At 34.8% G+C, this 20356-nt stretch carries 16 protein-coding genes and 3 pseudogenes; 1 reads left to right on the forward strand and 18 read right to left on the reverse strand.

All coding sequences use genetic code 11. The features are described from left to right. The 11 genes and pseudogenes from IPJ53_05550 to IPJ53_05600 all read right to left on the reverse strand — a co-directional run bounded on the left by IPJ53_05550 (position 1) and on the right by IPJ53_05600 (position 9119). Positions 1-204, reverse strand: a complete 204-nt coding sequence (locus IPJ53_05550) for a hypothetical protein (GenBank protein MBK7798555.1) — start codon at positions 202-204, stop codon at positions 1-3. Further along, entirely contained in the window at positions 201-782 is a 582-nt protein-coding gene (locus tag IPJ53_05555; GenBank protein MBK7798556.1) for a TIGR00730 family Rossman fold protein, read from the reverse strand. Before IPJ53_05555 ends, IPJ53_05550 begins: the two co-directional genes overlap by 4 nt. Positions 783-912: 130 nt before the next feature. Beyond that, entirely contained in the window at positions 913-1731 is an 819-nt protein-coding gene (locus IPJ53_05560; protein MBK7798557.1) for a ZIP family metal transporter, read from the reverse strand. Between the two features lie 176 nt (positions 1732-1907). Next, complete coding sequence (locus tag IPJ53_05565; protein ID MBK7798558.1) at positions 1908-2417, reverse strand: DinB family protein; 510 nt, start codon at positions 2415-2417, stop codon at positions 1908-1910. Between the two features lie 28 nt (positions 2418-2445). Beyond that, a pseudogene (locus tag IPJ53_05570) lies at positions 2446-3134 on the reverse strand (DUF2490 domain-containing protein). Between the two features lie 196 nt (positions 3135-3330). Further along, on the reverse strand, positions 3331-3996 hold the full coding sequence (locus IPJ53_05575; GenBank protein MBK7798559.1) for a DUF2238 domain-containing protein: 666 nt from the start codon (positions 3994-3996) through the stop codon (positions 3331-3333). Between the two features lie 248 nt (positions 3997-4244). After that, positions 4245-4793 (reverse strand): dihydrofolate reductase, encoded by a 549-nt coding sequence (locus IPJ53_05580; GenBank protein ID MBK7798560.1) that lies wholly within the window; start codon positions 4791-4793, stop codon positions 4245-4247. Positions 4794-5082: 289 nt separating this feature from the next. Next, positions 5083-5628 (reverse strand): annotated as a pseudogene (locus IPJ53_05585) (transposase). 221 nt (positions 5629-5849) lie between these two features. Then, a complete protein-coding gene (locus IPJ53_05590; GenBank protein ID MBK7798561.1) occupies positions 5850-6329 on the reverse strand; it encodes a DUF4440 domain-containing protein in 480 nt (159 codons plus the stop codon). Positions 6330-6612: 283 nt separating this feature from the next. After that, positions 6613-8236 (reverse strand): annotated as a pseudogene (locus tag IPJ53_05595) (T9SS type A sorting domain-containing protein). A gap of 238 nt (positions 8237-8474) precedes the next feature. Continuing rightward, the gene (locus IPJ53_05600) at positions 8475-9119 is read right to left on the reverse strand and encodes a hypothetical protein (GenBank protein ID MBK7798562.1); all 645 of its coding nucleotides are present in this window, start codon (positions 9117-9119) and stop codon (positions 8475-8477) included. A gap of 407 nt (positions 9120-9526) precedes the next feature. On the opposite strand from IPJ53_05600, the gene IPJ53_05605 reads away from it, so the two are divergent. After that, positions 9527-10708, forward strand: coding sequence for a cysteine desulfurase (locus IPJ53_05605; protein ID MBK7798563.1), 1182 nt, complete (start codon positions 9527-9529; stop codon positions 10706-10708). A gap of 2 nt (positions 10709-10710) precedes the next feature. Here IPJ53_05605 and IPJ53_05610 read toward each other — a convergent pair whose 3' ends face one another. The 7 genes from IPJ53_05610 to dndD form a co-directional block, all read right to left on the reverse strand. Continuing rightward, a complete protein-coding gene (locus IPJ53_05610; protein MBK7798564.1) occupies positions 10711-12594 on the reverse strand; it encodes a hypothetical protein in 1884 nt (627 codons plus the stop codon). A gap of 88 nt (positions 12595-12682) precedes the next feature. After that, positions 12683-14140, reverse strand: coding sequence for a DNA recombination protein RmuC (gene rmuC / locus IPJ53_05615; GenBank protein ID MBK7798565.1), 1458 nt, complete (start codon positions 14138-14140; stop codon positions 12683-12685). After that, positions 14137-14967 carry a restriction endonuclease gene (locus tag IPJ53_05620; protein ID MBK7798566.1) on the reverse strand — a complete coding sequence of 277 codons (831 nt, stop codon included), beginning with the start codon at positions 14965-14967 and terminating at the stop codon, positions 14137-14139. The genes rmuC and IPJ53_05620 overlap by 4 nt, the downstream gene beginning before the upstream one ends. Continuing rightward, positions 14968-16194, reverse strand: a complete 1227-nt coding sequence (locus IPJ53_05625; protein ID MBK7798567.1) for a DGQHR domain-containing protein — start codon at positions 16192-16194, stop codon at positions 14968-14970. Continuing rightward, positions 16184-16693, reverse strand: a complete 510-nt coding sequence (locus IPJ53_05630) for a hypothetical protein (protein ID MBK7798568.1) — start codon at positions 16691-16693, stop codon at positions 16184-16186. Before IPJ53_05630 ends, IPJ53_05625 begins: the two co-directional genes overlap by 11 nt. An 11-nt stretch (positions 16694-16704) precedes the next feature. Beyond that, complete coding sequence (locus IPJ53_05635) at positions 16705-18267, reverse strand: DndE family protein (protein ID MBK7798569.1); 1563 nt, start codon at positions 18265-18267, stop codon at positions 16705-16707. Continuing rightward, positions 18257-20353 carry a DNA sulfur modification protein DndD gene (dndD, locus tag IPJ53_05640; protein MBK7798570.1) on the reverse strand — a complete coding sequence of 699 codons (2097 nt, stop codon included), beginning with the start codon at positions 20351-20353 and terminating at the stop codon, positions 18257-18259. Before dndD ends, IPJ53_05635 begins: the two co-directional genes overlap by 11 nt. Positions 20354-20356 lie beyond the last annotated feature (3 nt).

Genomic DNA, 20356 nt, shown 5'->3' on the forward strand with positions numbered 1-20356 from the left:
TTAATTTTCCGACAAACTTAATCCATTTTTCTTTGCTGGCGCAAGTTTTAAACTTGTGCCATGTCGTATACCCTTTGCTGGCGCAAGTTTCCAACTTGTGCCATAACGTTTTCCCCTTTGCTGGCGCAAGTTTCCAACTTGTGCCATAACGTTTTCCTCTTTGCTGGCGCAAGTTTCCAACTTATGCCATACCAGAAAATTCAAGATCGACTTCTGTTTAACCATTTCTCCACCTCTGGAGCAACGTATTCATTCATTTCATTTAATAAAGCATAGAGGTCTTCGTTAATCAATAACATTTGTTGATTCGATTCCTTCAAAAATCCACTCATGACCATATGCTGTATTAAGTTTATCAAGGCATCGTAATATCCATGGATATTATACAATGCAACTGGTTTTTTATGAAGTCCAAGCTGCCCCCAGGTCAGCATTTCGAATAATTCATCCAACGTGCCATAGCCTCCCGGCAGGGCAATCACCCCATCGCAGAGTTCATTCATTTTGCTTTTTCTTTCATGCATACTTTTGACAAGTATCAATTCGGTAATTTCATCATGTGCAAGTTCTTTATCAACCAAAAATTCCGGAATTACACCAATGACCTTTCCTCCTTCGCTCAATGCTCCGTTGGCAACCGCACCCATGAGTCCGGCATTGGAACCGCCATAGATCACATCAATTTCCAGTGTAGCCAATTTCTTCCCTAAATTAAGCGCTTGTTCGTAATATAAATCTTTAGTTCCGTTACTTGATCCACAAAAAACGGCAATGCTTTTCATTTTCATAATTGGAATGAATTTTTAAGAATGGTGATGGATCCCAAATTTTTTAAAATTCTTCAAAGATTTATCCATTGTCGGTATTAAAATGTATGATCTATTGCCGGAGCTTGTGTGAGTTTTCAAAGTATTACCCCAACGCTACATCCAGCCACATCATGATCGCAAATCCAATCATAGCGCCGATGGTTGAAAGGTCTGTTTCGTTTCCTGTTTGTGACTCCGGGATTAATTCCTCTACCACGACAAAAATCATTGCACCTGCTGCAAATGACAAGGCGTATGGAAGAAGTGGGGTTACTGAAATTACCAGATATGCGCCAATAACTCCAGCAATGGGTTCTACTACACCGGACAGCTGACCATAAAAAAATGATTTTCTCCTGGAGAAGCCCTCCCTCCTAAGCGGAATGGATACCGCAGCACCTTCAGGAAAATTCTGCAACCCAATTCCAATCGCCAACGCCACTGCTCCTGCGAGTACTTCTGCGTCGGGATGAATGGCGAGTGAGCCGAATGCGACTCCTACAGCAAGACCTTCCGGAATATTATGGAGCGTGATGGCAAGTATCAACAGCACGCTTCTTTGCCACGATGTTTTAATACCTTCTGCGGCTTCGATCGAATGTCTGCTGTGTAGGTGTGGGAGAATGCGATCAATGATCCATATAAATGCTCCTCCTGCTAAAAATCCAATGACGGCAGGTATCCATGCCTGACCGGGATTCTTTGCTTCTTCCATTTCTATTGCAGGATTCAACAAAGACCAAAAACTTGCAGCGATCATTACACCGGCAGCAAAACCCAACATTAAGTTGAGTATATTTTTGTGAATGACTTTAAAGAAAAAAACCAATGAAGCCCCTGCAGCAGTTACCACCCATGTAAAAACGGTGGCAAAAAAAGCAAGCAGAACCGGGTTGTATCCAAGTAGCCATTCTATGTTCATCCTATGATTAATTTTTTGATGGTTGAATCAAATTCCATAAAATAATATCCTTTGGTGGTCTTGCAAAGATTTATAATTTACGTGTAGCGCGGACCAAAATTAGTAAATAGTTCAACATGGCATCACTCAATGAAAACTAATTGTAGGTTGTTAAAATTATATATAATGCAATTCGGTTACCACTCTCCTGCATAACTCAAATGTTCATCCGACTGGTCCTTCAAAAAATCAAATTTTAATTTTATGATTTGACGTATGTGCAGGTAATCATGTGCAAGCCAATTGGTCAGCATCATTTTGGCAGTCATATTACCTAATTTTGGATGATGATGCACGTTTTCCCAATTTGGTGATGGAAGTGATTGCAACCAATTAATTGAACTTTCACGTTCAAATACAAATTTATTGATCATGGTTTCATAATCCTGATTCATATAATCTCTCTCCTGAACCCAGGCAGGCGGATTGATGGAGGGTAAAATGGATGCAGGATTTTCCAGGATATGCTTTGTGCGATATCTGAAATCTTCACGTTCCTCATCATAGAGGTGACAAATAATTTCAAGCAGGCACCATTTGTCTGAGTGCATCTTCCATAGATATACCTCCTTCGAAATTCCACTCAACAGATCTTTGAAAATGTCTTTGTTTTTCGAAAGCTCAGATAAGATGTGTGAATTTTCCATTAGTTTGAATTTGGATTTGAATAAGTTGTTAATCGATATTTTTTCCGGTTTTAAATTTAATCGGCATACTGTTAAATATTGCGATTTGAAATTGATTTCTATGAGTGTTTTCCAGTATTTGCGACATCATGCCGACCTCTACTCTGAAAATCGGGTTAATTACATATCCAAGACCCAGGTAAATCCGGTCTCTGTCAAATAGAGGGGCACTGTTTTTGATAAATATTTCATTGCTTGCAGAAAGATATAGGGTATTTTTGTAAGTGTAGAGTGATTTAAAGGCACTTGAATGGAAAGGGCATATCGGAAGCGAATGTGGAAATCACCTTGTAAAAAACGTTCTTCTATTCTGTATCTGTGTTGGATGGCGAAGGGTGTGAAGTTTTGTCTGGTAAGAAATTGTTGGTAGATTCGATGTTCCTCAGAACTCAATTTTGCATCGGATTTTTCAAAATAGTTTTCTGAGTATACATAGGCATAACCCATTAAAACATTGTTATTGTTTTCTGATAAATTGTAACCAACGCCAGTGCGAATTAAAAACTGCTGAAGATCACCAACAAAATTATAATTTCTGTATTGCACTTCATTCCATACATTCCATTTTTTGTTTATTGGCTGATTTCCAAAATAGATCAACCAATTTCCGGTTTTCGAACTTTGAGCAAAAACCATTTTATTAGATAGAATAATTAAAAATATTATAAAAAACCTCATTCTTATTTTCATTTGCTAAAAAATTAATTCATTAAAAAATGTTCAAAAAGTAAAATTTTGAGAATTAACATACTTAATGAGCATTTGTTAAAAAAATCAAATCAATCATATTGATATTATTTGGACTTTACCATTTGGCTTAATAAATGGAACTTATTACCTTTTTGCGAATGGATTAGATTTTGACGAGATTTGGTCATGGATTTAATGTTTGATTTGATTGTTGAGTTGTTTTAAATCGGTGAATCAAAGAGATTAGGCTTGAAGCGAGTATCGCCCCTGTAAATGCATAAAAGACATCTTTCTGTGCATCCCAGACATCACCCTGAGTACCAAGGTAGGCAGCCCCTTGTTCAGTAAAGAAGATGTCTGCAACAGCCCATTCGATGAGTTCGTAAATACCCCCAATCGAAAGTGAAATCTCAATCGGTGTGATCCAGGCGGCTGATTTGGGATATTTCAGCCATTGTATGAATAATTCTCGAATAGGGTAGGCCAACAAAAACCCAAAACTAAAATGCACGATCCGATCATATTGATTTCTGGAAGTGTGCAATATATCTTGAATGTAAAAACCCAGTGGATTTTCAGCATAAGTGTATTTTGAACCATATACATGCATACAGAGATAAATGCAAATGAAGAGATATGTCAAGTCACTGAACTGATATTTTTTAAAAGTGCTAATTAAAAAGATGAGCGACAAAACCGTTAAGGTGTTTTCCAAAAGCCAATTGCTAAGGTCAGTCGTACCTAGATAGGTGTTGACCCAAACAATGATAAAAACAATGATGAACAACCACAACCACTTATTGGATTTAAATGGTATTCTTTCCTTTGAAGTATCAACAGTGAATTTCATACAAAATATTTAAGTAAATACTTAAAAATGGTTCTCTTTTCAGGACCGGTCGGTTTTTGTGGAAGGTAAATATACATGTTTTAACAATAGCATTTCATTGCTGGCGCAAGTTTCAAAATTGTGCCACATCGTACCATTGCTGGCGCAAGTTTCCAACTTGTGCCATGTCGCCCATTGCTGGCGCAAGTTTGCAACTTGTGCCACATCGTACCATTGCTGGCGCAAGTTTCCAACTTGTGCCATAACGTTTACAGACTGGTACGTATGTAATGCAATTGAACCAATCCTGACTCAAAGGTAATAGACCGATTTAGTTTTAATTTTAGTTCCGGACCGGAATCCTTAAATAAGCGAATGCCGGTTCCAAGAAGTACCGGTATGATGGAAATGTAGAATTCATCGACCTGATTAATTTGAAGCAATTCATGGATGATTTCGGCGCCGCCATCGCAATAGATGTGTTTGCCTTTTTTTGACTTTAATTGATCAATCAATGACTGTAGATCCCCAGTGTAAAATTTTATGTTTCCCTGATCAGGCTTTTTTGTTCTGGTAATGATATAGGATTCCTTATCCTGATGAGGAAACGTATGCACCAAGGAGACAATTTTATCATAGGTTTTACGTCCGACAATTACGGTATCCACCGTCTTGATAAATTCATGGTAACCATAATCCTCTCCTTCCGTTTCAACCATGGATAGAAATTCAATGTCACCATCTTCTTTTGCAATAAATCCATCTAAACTCATTGCGATGTAAACTATTACGTTCCTGCCTGAATTATTGTGTGTCATGATATTTCGGTTATTTTTCTTTTTCCTTTGCTGGCGCAAGTTTTAAATATGTGCCACATCGACCTTTACTGGCGCAAGTTTGCAACTTGTGCCACATCGACTTTGCTGGCGCAAGTTTACAACTTGTGCCATATCATTATCTCCTTTGCTGGCGCAAGTTTGCAACTTGTGCCACATCGTACCATTGCTGGCGCAAGTTTGCAACTTGTGCCATATCGTTCCAACTTGTGCCATATGCCATATCATTATCTTCCAATAAAACATATCCAACTAAATTGGCGGGAACGTCTAAAATTTCTATTTCTATCAGTCCACTTTGACCACAATAGTTGGAGGCACTGCTATATAAATATTGTTCGGCTAGTGAAACAATTCCAGCTTCAACCGGATTGTTATGTAAATAGGTAAGCTTTTGAGAAATTACTTTTGGACTAAATATTTCAATTGGATGATTGTCCTGTTGCCAGAATTGATATTTTTTATTATTAGAATTATTTCTACCAGCTTTAGCTAAAATTTTTAGTATCCATTCTTTTCTGCTCTCATGGGGATTGCTTTTAATTGATTCCAATAATTTCTTAGAAGTATATTTCTTTAGGTCGCGTAGAATGTCAGAATGTTTTCCCTTTTCATTACTGGAAAAAATGAGATGAACATGGTTGGTCATCAGACACCAGGCATGAATAATCATTCCTTTATTTATTTGGCAGTATTTCAGGCTATCAATAAATATATCTTTGTATTCTTGTCTAGTGAATACATCAACCCAATCAACAGTAGCGAAACTCACAAAATATATTCCTTCAGGGTCTAAGAATTTATACTTCGTACTCATTTGACAAAGATATTATCTAACTTTTATATTGTCCCTTTGCTGGCGCAAGTTTCCAACTTATGTCACATCGTCCCATTGCTGGAGCAAGTTTCCAACTTGTGCCATATCTACATTATCCCTTGCTGGCGCAAGTTTGCAACTTGTGCCACATCGCACCTTTGTTGGCGCAAGTTTCCAACTTGTGCCATATCAAATAGCTTTTTCAGTTAACCTAATACAACTTATTTAATATCCGGAAGTCTGGTAATATCTTCTATATGAACGAGTGTTAATTTCCAGGTTTCGTCAGGCTGTTTACTCCAAACCAGACTGTAATTGCCTCTTTCTTTCAGGACTGGTCCTCCGGGAGGTGTAAGGTCAAGCGTATAAGTTCCTCCATCGTAGGCGAGGGTGGCTGCGGTCTCGCGGATGAGAGAGGTGGTTTTGATGTTACTTAAGACTTTTACTCCTCCGCTGATCCAATTTTGAGCGATTGAATCAAGGCCATGGTGGATAATAGAGTCATTCATTACGATGGCGTGTGCAGCGATTGTATGGGCGATGGCTGCGGAATCCTTTGCATTCCATCCCGCAAGGAAAAGATTGTTTAGGGAATCCAAGTTGACATTTTTACAAAAAGGTCGTCCACAATCGAATGGATCTTGCTTTTGATTGCAGCTGGTTAAAAGTATACCAATGCAAAGGATACACAAATTTCTCATTTTGATTTGTATTATTTTAAATCATGTAACAATTCGGGGTATTGATTCCCCCGACACTTCTTTCAAAAATAATACAATGTTTTGACATCTTGAATTAAAACATTCTAACCCAGAAATTTAATGACAATTTTGGTTTTAATGCTTGAAAGTAATGGGAAAAAACTTAATTCCAACAGCTGTCCAATTTAGTTATGCGGCATGTAAAGAGAATTCCCAAAGTTATTAATTCTCTTTTTTATCCGATATTTCCAAGGTGACTTTTTAAACAATCTGACAGATCTCCTTAGGGTTCGATTATAATTTTTTGCGTAGCTTTTTCATAGGCTGTTTCCACTACAAGGAGGCAGCCACCTTCCTTAAGTTGAGCATCCATCCTTTTCTCATAACTATGGTCACCGGGAGGCATATTTGGAAATATTTTGGTCTCGATGATTCTACCATGAATGGAATAAATTGAAATCTTGACATCGGTGGATTTTTTCAAATGATATTTTAGGATGAAATTTCCATCGTTGGGATTTGGATAAGCCATGAGTTTTAAACTTCCAAAGCTTTGCTTATTGATTTCATGCACCCTGGTCCCTGAATTTCTGATTAATTTCACTTTGAATATCTGGCTGCTGGCTGTACTTTCCACCCCGTCATTCACCCAGAAAATATTTGCAGCTGAGCCTGCTGATTCCTCCATAGAGGTAGCCTAAATCAATTGAGTCTTGGGTGATTTCATCTAATTTTATGACCCCATTATCGTACACGGCTATTTTTTCATTAAGGATGAATTCCGAACCTGCACCCAATAGAGCTGGCATTTCAATGGGTAGTTTGTATTCTGCCATAACACCCTGGAATCTCTTGTTACCCTCGCAATTGTTTTTACAAAAGGCACATTATTGTCCTGAACTAGAATCCCTGCACTGTCATAATACTGTGCAATACCTCCAAAAAAAAGAGTGTGCATCTCATTTTTCAATTTGGAATAAATAGGAATATTGGCACAATGGTAATGATTGTAATATTGTGAAAAATCATTGTTCACTTGATAACCTTGACTGTCAATATTGACGCAATTTAAATAAGGAAGATCGAATCCGGTTTGAAAAACTCCAGAAAAAGCGGTGAGACCCTCTTCTCCATTGGGTAGTATTTGTGCAGTGACGTTGTAATCTCTTCGGTGAAGATTTGCAACATCAGTGAAAGAAGCCAGAGCCTGGACAACTAGATTGGTTCCGTCATCATCCAATTTAAACTTCCTGATTTGATTGGTGTAATCCTGTGTAAATCCCGGGCCATGTGTAGGTCCCATAGGATTGTATCTGCCAATAAATTTTTGACCTCCTACCAGATAATAGGTGTCGTATATTTTTTCCAAATGCCCTCCCGTAACTTGAAACAGTGGATTAGAAATTTGACGAACAAATTGCTTAATCTCAGTACGATTGATAATTGATTGGATCGTTGCAGGAACATCTATCGCCGTTAAGTTGCCGAAGGTGGTGTGATCACCCTCCCCTTGCGCTGTAGCCATAACCTCCTACAACATAGAGCGTATTCCCCTCCTGATAAAACTCCATGTTGGTGGACTTAAGTTGTTCCTGAATTGCGGATGGCAAAGAACTTAATGAAGATGTCCAAGTCTGAAGATTGACTGGGTCAACCACTATCAACTGGGTATTGTGCCCTGCAAGATCAAAAGCAGCAAATGGTTGTCGACGGTGAAGACCATCCAATCGTCCCCCTACAATCAACCATTTTCCTTCATGTTGGCCGAATGCAAAGGACTGAAGCCCTCCCAATCCTTTAATATTCACCGGTTCCAAGAGGACATTAAAAGGCGCGCTTTGTGTAAACACCCGACCCATGAGGAGCCCCATTAAAATAATTTTCAAGAATTTGGATTTATATCTCATGAAATATATTTTGGTGGGTCGAAGATATCCACTATATATTTCAACGTTAGTAACATTTGTTACAATTTCATCTTCTCACAATCACATTGGATTTGTCAAAAAAAAATCAATAATTAAACAAGCACTTTTAAATAACAGGAGTTCAATTGGTGTGTTTAATTATTTTTGATTTTCTTAAGTTACAAGAATTTAATATTTCAAAAAGTAATCCAATTCGGCTTCCAATTTCCTTAAGAAATCACTGTTTAATTTCTAAAGAAGTGAGGCTGTTTTGCGTTCTGGTCTCATAGTATCCTACCACAACTTTTCCATTGGCCTGAACAATTTCAGGGGTAATGAAGAAAGAAAATTTTTCAGATCGATCATGGTCATCTGTTATCTTCAGTTCGCCGGGAAGATCTCCTGTTGTTACCACGTTTGCCTGGCTCAGTATTCCCGTTATTTTATTGAATGATTTTCCGGCTTCTTCAGATTCTGCTTCTGTCAAAAGGGATTTCCCATCCAATTTTAAGTCAAGCAAGGCATTTTCGGACTTGGTGGTATAGGCAAAAGCAACGTATTTGCCTGTAGCGTTTATCAATGTTTGTAGATCAACTGACTTAATTTCTTCCACATTCAGACTATAGGAATTTGAAAAGCCCTTTTCCGGAAAATCGATGGTAATGGTAAAAAATGGATATCCGGAGTCTTCCACATTCTTCAGCAATCCCATTGCTTGAATAGTTGGATGGTCAGTTACAGATGGGAGCGTTATAGCAGGAAAGCTATCTTTTAAAACCACCTCTTTAGCGGAAGTGCCACTCTTAGAATTGCAGGAAATGAATATTGTGTTTAAGCAAATAAAACCCAACAGGAGCAAAAATGAAAACCGCAAAGAAACCATGTTTTTTAATTTAGTTGGCAATGATATGAATTTGCAAGTTAACTCTAAAATTAGGAATTTAATATAATAGTATTGCCTAATTTCAATAATCCAAACATTTTTCTAGGAAAAATGGTCTTATACAGAACTTGAATGTTATCAAAGAAATCCATTAAAATATTTTTTTGGTTTTCGTAGGATGACTTTTACTTTCGAATTGTGTTAACTTACTGAATCAAGAGTTTAAATATAAACATATCTAGATTTAATGAGAATTTTATTGTAATTCGATTTGGTATTTTTTCTCACAAAAAATATAGATCTTGAGAGAAAATGAGCTATTTTTGTAAAGTTTCCATTTATATTATTAGATACAATTAAATTTGAGCTTATTATCACATTTTATTAACAAGTTTGTAGATATCTAGATGATCAATTTGACTCAATTAATTTATCTCGACAATAACTCAACGACTGCAATTGATCCTAGGGTACTATCTTCAATGTTACCTTATCTTACTACTGAATATGGTAATGCTAACAGCAAACATCATTTTGGCATTAAATCTTTCGAAGCTGTGAAGGCAGCAAGGTTGAATGTAGCAAAATTGGTAGGTGCAGATCCAAGTGAAATTTATTTTACAAGTGGAGCCACTGAAGCAATTAACCTAGCTATTAAGGGTGTGGCTGAGTCTTTGATTGGAAAAGGAAGGCATATCGTTACTGTTGCCACAGAGCATTTGGCGGTCTTAGATACCTGTAAGTATTTAGAAGCACAAGGATATGAAATCTCCTACTTGTCAGTCAATTCAGAGGGACTTATTGATTTAATGGAACTTGAGTCACTAATTCGCATTGATACAATTTTAGTAATAGCAATGTTAGTCAATAATGAAACAGGAGTAATATTGCCCATGCGGGAAATTTCCAATGTAGCTCACAAAAAGGATACATTTTTATTTTCTGATGCAACTCAAGCAGTAGGAAAATTACCAATAAATGTTGATGATTTAGGTATTGATTTAATGTGCTTGAGTGGGCATAAATTCTATGGCCCGAAGGGAGTAGGAGCATTATTTGTTCGGCAGCGAAACAATCGTGTTAAGATAAAACCAATTATTCATGGAGGGGGTCATGAGAAAGGATTAAGAAGTGGGACTTTGAACGTTTATGGAATTGTTGGTCTTGGATCAGCATGTTATTTTGCTCTTAATGAAATGAATGAAAATATTGAGAAAATTGGTGCATTGAAATATCACTTAGAGCAAAGTATATTAAAAATTGATGGAACATCAATTAATGGAAGTGTTTCAAAAAGGTTATATACAACTTCGAACATATTAATTAAAGATGTTGACAGTGATGCACTAATATTAGGATTAAGTAATCCGGTAGGAGGAGGTCCAGAAATTGCTGTAAGCAATGGAAGTGCCTGCACCTCTCAAAGTTTTTTTCCTTCACATGTGTTATCTGCAATGGGTTTGAATGAAACAGAAGCCTTTAGCAGTATTAGGATTTCAATTGGCAAGTATAATTCATTTGACGAAATTGAATTTACAATTAGTCAAATTGCAAAAATTATAACCCAATTAAGAGCAATGAATAATTAGTTTTATTTCTTAATAAAAAATGCTTTTTTTGATAACAAGTAGTTAACATGGACAATAGGATATCCATATTTGTAAGAAAAATATTCCGCAATATTTTGTGGATACTCTATTTTTGCAATATTTAGTTCATATTCACTTAGGTGTGAGCCTAAAAATTTAGGTATATTGTACCATTTATTATCATATTTTTTTGACTTTAATCCAATAAAGTAACAATTAAATAGTTGTAGCACATTGTTGTTTGCCATTTTTAGATTCCCAATCAAAGAGGCTTCAGAAATTGATCTGTATTTACTGATGCAATTTATAATTTCAGAAATATGTAAAGGATCACGCGAACTTAAGAGTAAATTGTAGGTAATATCTCGCAAACTCCCTCTAATATTTTTATCAGGTATGTTATTGTTTAAGTGCCATAAACCACTTCCTATCCTTTGGAAGGTGCTATTGTTTTGACCCAATATACTAAGAAGTTCAATTCTATTTGTTAATATACCTTTGCCTGAAATTATCCTTAATAACTGGGAAGTGCTTGCTGGTTTATTAGTTGCATTTAAATTGTCTACACAAATATTGATGATTTCATTCGTCTTTAAATTTTTATTTATCTTATTTTTTAAAAAATTGTTTTCTAATGCAATATTTGTTTTGATTAAAAGTATGGCCTCATGAAGGGTTTTAATAGTTGTATCATTGTATTTGTAATTGTTCTCCTTAAAATATCTTTTTATCAAAATTTCTAAATTATAGTCAAATTCTACTATCTCGAAATTATAAATTTCAACATCTATCCATTTAAAAAAATCTACAATATTTAAATCGAGAATTATTTCTTTTTTTAAATAACAATTCAATCCGTTAACATTAAATGATTTATATTTAGTTTTAGTATTATGTAGTGCTTTAATTAAGTCAATATATTTCTCAGAAAATATTATATCAAAAAATATTTTTTTGAGTTTGATATTTGATTTTAATTCTTCATTTTCAAAATTAACTGAAATGTTCCAATTTACGCCATCAAAATTAATGATACCTGCATCATTATTTGGCATTTCGTATTGATTTATGGTATTCCTTACCAAGGGCCAATAATCATTTTTAATTCTTTTTTTTAGTAAATCATCTATTTGTCTTATTCTTTCTCTAGAACAATTTAATTCTTTAGCGAGTTGGTTGAAATTTGAATTATCTTGACTAAAGTAATATTTTTTAATAAACAAATTACGTAAGTTGTTCTTATTTTTTATTAATATTAAATAGCATAAAAAAATTAAGCTTGGGTTTAATTGTTTATTTATAATATAATTTATGTTTTCAATTCTGATGGCTTTATCTAATATTCTGTAAATATCTAATGTTGAATTCAATGAATTAGTACCCTGATCGACCAAGTGGATGTCAGCATCAACTTTATTATAATTTTCTAGGATAATATCTTTAATATGAATTAACTCAATTAAAGATTTTTTACCTATGTTATCAATATTCAGAAAATTGAAATCATTTATAAAATATATGATAATAAAATTTTTCCACTCCACAAATGATGATGGATCTTTAGGTTCTATTTTAATTAAAGCATTTTGAGATCTAACAGTACATTTATTTTTTAAGTTATGATATAAATCAATTGTACTAGAATTAAAATTTGTTTGATCAGCTAAATTTTGTTCTTTTAATTTATTTATATATAAATTGTTCTCTAAATGGAAAATCAGCTCATTTGATGTGGCTAATCCAATTTTATCCAGGTTTACAAAGGTATTATGTTGTTGATAGTATCTCAACGTGCTTTCAATTCCACCTAGTTTTATTATAAGTGATGATGCTCGATATGACAGAGGCTTTGATTTCCACCTATTGGATTTAAGATCTTTTGTCACAAATATTTGTTTTAGAGGATAAATATCCCAGGAATTTGTTTTATATTTTAGGATTCCGTTATGTCGAAATTTAAATTTTCATCAAGATTCATTTTTCTTGCGGTATTTCTTGCACATTTCTCAACCTTCTTTCAATTGCCCGAGTTCTAACTTCGGATGTATCTATAACGTTAGTAGCTTCAATCAGTTTCTTTTTGGTTTTAGCTAAAACATCCCCAAACTGCCCAAACTCAGATTTAACTGCGCCAAGCAAGTCCCATACTTCACTACTTCGCTTTTCAATGGCTAATGTCCTAAAACCCATTTGTAAACTATTTAGTAAAGCGCTCAAAGTGGTTGGTCCTGTTATAGTGATTTTGTAGTCTTTTTGCAATTGCTCAAAAAGTCCAGGAACTCTTAACACTTCGCCAAACAAACTTTCATAAGGTAAAAACATAATACCGTATTCTGTGGTGTTTGGAGGGTCTATGTATTTTTCTTTGATGTCCTGTGCGTTCTTTTTTATGCCTCTTATAAATGCTTTGGTGTATTCTTCAATCTTAACTAAATCTGCTTTGTCGTAAGCATCAACCAAGGCTTCGTAATCTTCTTTTGGAAATTTTGAATCTATCGGCAACCACAATGTTTTTTCAAGGTTGTTACCGTGTGGCATTTTGATTGCAAATTCCACAACTGCACCACTTCCAACTTTCGTTTTTACATTCTTCTCGTATTGTTCGTTGGTCAATAAATCTTCAATTATGTTTTGCAATTGATATTCGCCTAAAACACCTCTTGATTTTACATTGCTCATTACCTTTTTCAAATCGCCAACACTCACCGCTAAAGTTTGCATTTCGCCTAAACCTTTGTGAACTGCTTCAAGTCTATCACTTACTTGTTTGAAGGATTCTCCAAGGCGTTTCTCCAAAGTCTCATTAAGTTTTTCATCAACGGTTTTTCGCATTTCTTCCAACTTCTTCTCGTTGCCTTCTTGCATGGTTTTCACCGATTTTTCTAAACTCAATTTGAGTTCAGAAATTTTCTCGCTGTTAGCTACATTCTGTGTTTTCTGACTTCTTTCAAACTCGGTGAACTGCTCTCTCAATCGTTCTTTGTAATCTTTCAAAGCATCGTTCAATTCCTTCTTAAATGCTTCCAGATTTTCTTTTAGTTCGTTTCTGCTTTCCTTGCTGTTGCCATCAATACTCTTTTGAAAATCAACCAATTTTTCTTCAAAAGTTTTGCGGATGGCTTCTAACTTTTCTTCGTTTGATTTGGTAAGGTTTCCTAGTTGCTCAGAAAATGTTTGAGTGAACTTGTTGAGTTGATTGCCAATTTCTGTTCTTAAACCTGTTGCAGTTTCTGAACTTTCTTTTCTATTGGTTACAAATTCATCTTTCAGGTTTTTCTCTGTGTCTTTCAAGTTGGAATTAAGCGTTCCAATAGAAGATTTTATTTCAGTTAATTCATTGCTTGTTTCTTTCTTACCTGCTTTTAAGGTTAGAATGATGTTTACGATTAAAAGAATCGCAAGGGCTGAGAAAAATATGTAGATGAGAGTCATGGTTCGCTTTCTATTAAAGCATTATCAAGTGCGTTTATGTAAACAGGGATATTTTCAGATTCTACACCAAATTTTTTCTCAATCATAAAGTCTACTAATGTGCTACCATCAATTAAGATTATAGGAACTGCACCATTTCGCCTTGTAGCATTTAATGCTTCTTTTGAAAAGCTAGATGTTGTGAAAATTATTCCTTGCTCGAATGAGCCTTGTATTGCACCTCTGAACTTATCTATTTCCGTTCTACTAACTGAATTTGTTGACCATCTTTTACATTGGAAAGCTACATTCAAAAATGTTATACCAACTTTGAGTTTGCCGTGCCCATCAATTCCACCATCTTTGACATAAGATGCAACTTTCATATCAATAAAGCCATAAACCTCAAGTAGTCGTTTTGCAAATACTTCAAATGTCTGAGGCGATATTTCCTTTAACTGACTTAGAATTTGTTTTTTAAATGCGTCATTATGTTTTTTGTGAATAGCTTTTAATTCAGAGACTATTTCTTTTAAATTATCCGAATCCTTTCTTACGATCTTTTCAGATTTTATAGATGCACTTGTTTGACCAGGGACTTCTAAATCTTTAATCCAAAATGTGCCATCAATTAAAATTTGAAAATCTTTCTTTGACTTTGCTGTTGGGAAGTCGATGCCAACACAATGCCGTCTAATTTCCCCATTTACTATATTAAGTGGATTTTCTGCATTGAAGCGGTATAAATCATGTTTAATTATATAGTCATAAATATCCTTACTGGACATGGGTTTGCCACATCTTTTTAATACTTCGATTACCGCTTCTCTTATAGTTCTTCTTTTCATTTAAGGTCTTTCTGGTAATTCTATTTTATTAAGATTGCTTTCTTCAATACCTGAAAGTTTGTTGTATTCTTCTTTCAAGTATTCTAAATCGGCTTCCAAACATAGAAGATACTTTATATACTCAACCAAAAATTTATGTGAGGTTTTTGCTTTTATCTTTTTGGTTGCGTTGTCCCAGATAACATCTTTCCAATATTCTGAATTCAAGTCATCATCGATTGCAGAAAACTTCCCCCAAAAACCTTCAGTATTGCCCTTCTCTGTTAGCCATTCTGTGTAACCTTCTGAAAGCAATCTAATCCCAATAGGCCTGAAAAGCATTGAGCCTCCATCGTTACTTCTATAATCATTTACGGAGTTAGTAGCATCTACAAAAATAGATTTGTATTTAGGTATTTCGTTTATGGCTGCTGTCCAAAACACAACTGATTTTTGATACAAGGATTCTATTACTTCATATGATGGTCTAAAATCTAAATGTTTATAGAATCTGGCATAAAGGGTCTTGTTGACTTCCTTCAAGTTTAGAATTGTAGTAAATTCTTTTGCATCGGGACTAATATTAGAGGCTGCTGAAAGTTGAATAAATGTGTCTTGTTTAAAACTATCAAACTCAGCATAAAAACGTCTTGCATTTATATCAACTGGATTTTCTTCGTTTGTAATTAAATCGTCTAAACCTGAAACCCTTACTGCCTTTGTGTTAATTTCAGAGAATAGTTTTCTAGTTCTTATTTTTCCATTCTTGTCATCTGTATGGGCTATAATAATTACTGGTAATTCGTCAAACTTGAACATTGAAGGGTCTTTCTTCATTGCCTGTTTTATACCGTCAATTCGATGTTGACCATCAATTGAAAACAATTTTTCTGTTCCCGTTAGTTCAAGAATTCCTATTGTATCTAGCAAACCGTCAGGTAGTGCCATTGAAGGTATTGCAGATGGTGCAAAGTCAAAATTATACCAATTGGGTGGTCCACCAAAAAGACCAATAATAGCTGAATTGAAGAATCTTGTTTTTTCTCTTAACAAATACTCTGCAATTTTTTTTGAACGCTTTGACAAATCTCTTTGCAAATGGTCATCCAAAGAAAAATACTCACGAATTGAATGGTCATTGTCTATTCTTGTTATGAGTTCTTTAAACGGAATTACTGTTTGGTAGTAAACCCAGTTGCCTATGATACCTTTGATTGCAGGTAACTGAATAAGTGAATTATTGTCCATATGCTGCTTGAACTATTGATTGTAAACCTTGCGGATATTTAGAATTTATTGGTGGAATGTATCCGGTTAAAAAAGCATCTTCAATTAGCCTTCTATGAACTTGGTTAAGCCCTGGTAAAAGCACATAATGAAAATACAAATCATCAGGGAAATCCTCAATAATTGTATATACTTTATACTGTCCAGACTTTGGATTATCAGCCTTATCTAAATAGTTTGAAAATCTTTTATTTATATTTTGCGTTTCACCAACATAAAACAGAAAATTTAAGAATTGTGCATTTGTTCTTTTAGGTGAAGCAGTGAAAAAATACAAACCTTCAACTTGTGGCAATGTGTCTCTGTTCGCTTCGGAAAATTTAACTTCATTCCAAGCAAAATGCTGATAAGCTCCATTAAGTGTTGTCCACTGGTCAGGGCTTAATATGAAGTTTCTTTTGTAGGCGACTAAAGTTCCTCGAACTTGTTTGTTTGTTACTGGGTCAAAATAATCTGGCATATATTAATTATTCAAGCTTTAAACAATTCCCCAACCTTAAATTCTTTCAGGTTAGATACTAATTGATATTTCTTAATTTTTTCCATGCTTGTTTTTAGTTTCTGTCCGTCTTTGTCGCCAATACCTAAGAACTTCTGCATCATTTTTAAGTTGGTTTTGTCTTTGATGTCGAACAAGAAGGCGGTTTCACACATACTGCTAAAGTCAAACGATGGCTGGTTGAATTCTTCAATACCTTGTGAAAGCAATACCACAGAAACGCCTTTAGAACGAATTTCACGAAGTATTTTTTCTAAAAGATCTTGGCTTTTCTTCTCCTTGAAAATTACATGTGCTTCATCAATCAACAATACGTATCGCATTCCCTGATACTTACCTTCAATCGGGGCGTTGTCCATATTCATGAAAGTGTTGTAGATGTAATTGATGATTAAGAAAACTGAGGTGAAACGAATATTTCTTGGTAAATCGCCACTCAAACTCATGTAGTAGTTCTTGTTCAAGAAACTATTTTTTAAATCAACTTTGGTTTCAAACAAATCCAGTTCACTCAAGCTTTGCAACACTTCTTTAAGTGTGCTAGCCTTTTCTCCTTCAATATCAATTACTTTATCATAAATTTCTTTAAAGGAAGGATATTGTCCCCCTTTCTTAGAAGCAAATACTTCTCGAGTTGCATCTTTCAATGTTTGCTGTTGATTTTTACCAATATTGCTGTAACTGGTAATGATGTCAACAAACTTGCTGATTCCCATAATTTTATTTTTCTCATTCACATTGTCAATGAAAGAAAGCGGATTGATAGGGAATGGTTTATATGGTGCTTTGATTAATTCGGTTTTGGTTTTATTGAAAAACACACTGTTTGCCTTTTCATCTTCCAATGTTATTCCTTTAAAGTCAAGGAAAATGAAATTGACTTCCCCTTTGGTTTCAGAAACAACTTGTTCAAGTAATCGGTTAGCGAAATAAGTTTTACCTGTTCCTGAATTTCCTGCAACGGCTATGTGTGCATTATTGTGAATGGAAGTATCATTGAGATTGAAATAGATTTTTTCATCGTCAAATGAACTACCAACTAGAATCCTGATTGCCCCTGTGAAATAATCTTTGTTAGAAATTCTGTTCCGCCTTGTCTGTTCGTCAAAAATGATGGCATCGTTGGTAACATCGTTTTCCTCTAACTTTTCAATTCCTCTTTCAATGTTTTCTAAAAGAAAATCAAGACCTGAATAGTTTTTGTTTTCCTCAAACAGCTTATTCATCAGGGTTAAACCGTGGTCAATATGCATCTTAATGTATTTTCCAATGTCTTTGTCGGACTTATACAAATTGTAGTGTTGGCAAATCATGGCGATATAGTAATCACGATATTTGCCAAAAAGAATATCGTCTTTATATTCTTTGCCTTTGCTGTCTTTCAAATCATTTTCAAGACTAAGTTTAACACCTTTTGAAAGTGAAAAGGCAAATGCAATTCTTGAAACTACGTTCTCCGTTCCAAGACTCAGTCGTTTGGTAAGCTCCTGAACAACTGGTTTGTTCGCTTCGGATGTTCGTAGATTAATCAGCATTGTTATACATTCTATTGTAAGTTCTTAAAAATTTATCAGGTTCAATTGTCATAAACTCACTCTTATCTTCATGGACGTTGTGAATGAGGTAAGTTTGAGCAATATGTTTTGACAGAATATTGAACTCTCTCTCGGTTAATTCCTTGTTGATTAGTGGGAAAATCACAACTTGTTCCGAGATGTTAGGATAAAAATACTTCACAATGTTTTCGGCATGATGCTCATCAAATTTTTGCATAGGCGAATCAATGAAAACAGGAAACTGAATATCACTTTCTTCTACAAGTCCTCTAAGCAAAGCAGTTGCATACATTTGTTGCTCACCTTTGCTTAATGATTCTTTCCTAATCTCTTCACCTCTTGCATTCTTCAATACAATATCAATGTCATCACCAATAATTTCAACTTCCACTTTTTTGATGAATCCCTTTTTGTGAAGTAGGGTATCTAGCCCACTTAAGATTTGTTCTTCAAGTGATTCCTTTTTCTTGGCTTTAAACTTAGTAATGAAATCTTTTAGGTTATGTATGTTCCTAGTAATGATGGTATCTTTTTCAAGGTTGTTTTGTGAAACTTTTAGTTTTCGTGAAAGGGTTTCAATTAATTTCCCTTTCTGAGTTTTCTCATTGGTAAGTTCTCCAATTTCACGATTCATTGAATCTATAGTTTCATCAATTCTGATAATCTCTTTGTCCAATTCTTCCTTATTCTTTCTTAAATCGGCAATGATTGGGTCTTCCTGATTGGCTTCTGCATCTTTAATGCGTCTGCGAATTCCGTTTAGTTCATTTTTGGTTTGATTAAAATCACCGTTTATTCTCTTGAATGATTCACGGAATGATAAACGAATATTGCTTAGAACTGCTTGCAGTTCGTTTTTTTCAGAATCAGAAAATTCGTGTATCACTTTGAAATCATCAGGTAATGCTTCAGCGTCGGAAAAGAAATGTTTGCGAATTAATGTTTTAAAAGCATTTGCATAAAAGTCATGCACCTGGTGATCGATCACAAATTTTTCGGGTTTCGGAATATTTAATAAATCAGTTAAGATTTTATTGGTAACATCATTTACATTTTCGTTTTTGAACTGTGCGGCTTTGTGGTGGACTTCGTTTTCAAGTTGCCTGCTAACATCTAAAAACTTCTCACCTGCAATGGCAAACGGAATAATGTCGTACGAATCTTTGAGTTCGTTTTGTAAGTTGCTTTGGCGTTTTGTTAATTCATCCTCTTGATCACGTAGTCTTTGGAGTTCTTCAACAGTAATTAAACTACCAGCTTTGATTAACTTCTCTTGAATATCTCGGGAATCTTTATTTTTCTCGTTTCTCTTTTCTCTTAGTTCTCCAATTCTTTTGGTATTCTCCTCAATTCGTCCTTCACATGTTTCAACTTCTGCCTCCAATTGTTTTAGTTGCCCTTTTTCACTGGCACTTGCTGATTCCTGACGAAGTTTGAGTTGCAAGCTTTCCAATTCGTTCTTTATGTCTTCATACTTCTTGATGCCTAGTACTTCCGAATATGCTCTACTTAGATTTTTACGTTGTTCAGCTGTGTTTACCTCAGCTAAACTGACAATTTTTTCAGCATCAAAGAAGAAGAATTTTGCGATTTCAATGGGCATAATAAACTCCCTGATGAAAATTTCTTGTCCAACTTCTTTTGCTAATTCACTTGGATAACCGTCAATCAGAACTTCTACTTCTTCTGCTATACTGGTTTTGACGTTATAGCTTCTCTTAACTACAATTTCTTTACAAGGAACTTCGGGTATGCTTACATTGATAAATGTAATTGATACATGGAAATTGTGATCTTCCTCTGCTTTTGCTAATCGGTTAAGAGAATTTACAATGTATTTGCTGTAACCACCTTGGTCAACAATTTCTTTTTTGTATAAATCGTCGACCTCCTGCATGTTTTTACCATACAAGCACCATACCATAGACATCAAAAAAGTGGTTTTACCAAAACCATTTCTTCCGCTTATAATGAAGATATTTTTCTTTCCATCACTTGTTAGGTCAATGGTATTTTCACCTTTGTAGATACGAAAGTTGTAGAGTTCAATTTCTTTTATAATCATTGC

The organism is Candidatus Vicinibacter affinis (assembly GCA_016714365.1).
GTDB lineage: Bacteria > Bacteroidota > Bacteroidia > Chitinophagales > Saprospiraceae > Vicinibacter > Vicinibacter affinis.

Excerpts from the sequence above, each read along its gene's own strand:
- IPJ53_05635 (MBK7798569.1), bottom strand. The coding sequence starts at position 18,267 with ATGCTGATTAATCTACGAACATCCGAAGCGAACAAACCAGTTGTTCAG.
- IPJ53_05630 (MBK7798568.1), bottom strand. The coding sequence starts at position 16,693 with ATGCCAGATTATTTTGACCCAGTAACAAACAAACAAGTTCGAGGAACT.
- IPJ53_05555 (MBK7798556.1), bottom strand. The coding sequence starts at position 782 with ATGAAAAGCATTGCCGTTTTTTGTGGATCAAGTAACGGAACTAAAGAT.
- IPJ53_05580 (MBK7798560.1), bottom strand. The coding sequence starts at position 4,793 with ATGACACACAATAATTCAGGCAGGAACGTAATAGTTTACATCGCAATG.
- rmuC (MBK7798565.1), bottom strand. The coding sequence starts at position 14,140 with ATGACTCTCATCTACATATTTTTCTCAGCCCTTGCGATTCTTTTAATC.
- IPJ53_05565 (MBK7798558.1), bottom strand. The coding sequence starts at position 2,417 with ATGGAAAATTCACACATCTTATCTGAGCTTTCGAAAAACAAAGACATT.
- IPJ53_05605 (MBK7798563.1), top strand. The coding sequence starts at position 9,527 with ATGATCAATTTGACTCAATTAATTTATCTCGACAATAACTCAACGACT.
- IPJ53_05620 (MBK7798566.1), bottom strand. The coding sequence starts at position 14,967 with ATGAAAAGAAGAACTATAAGAGAAGCGGTAATCGAAGTATTAAAAAGA.
- IPJ53_05625 (MBK7798567.1), bottom strand. The coding sequence starts at position 16,194 with ATGGACAATAATTCACTTATTCAGTTACCTGCAATCAAAGGTATCATA.
- IPJ53_05600 (MBK7798562.1), bottom strand. The coding sequence starts at position 9,119 with ATGGTTTCTTTGCGGTTTTCATTTTTGCTCCTGTTGGGTTTTATTTGC.
- dndD (MBK7798570.1), bottom strand. The coding sequence starts at position 20,353 with ATGATTATAAAAGAAATTGAACTCTACAACTTTCGTATCTACAAAGGT.
- IPJ53_05560 (MBK7798557.1), bottom strand. The coding sequence starts at position 1,731 with ATGAACATAGAATGGCTACTTGGATACAACCCGGTTCTGCTTGCTTTT.
- IPJ53_05590 (MBK7798561.1), bottom strand. The coding sequence starts at position 6,329 with ATGAGAAATTTGTGTATCCTTTGCATTGGTATACTTTTAACCAGCTGC.
- IPJ53_05575 (MBK7798559.1), bottom strand. The coding sequence starts at position 3,996 with ATGAAATTCACTGTTGATACTTCAAAGGAAAGAATACCATTTAAATCC.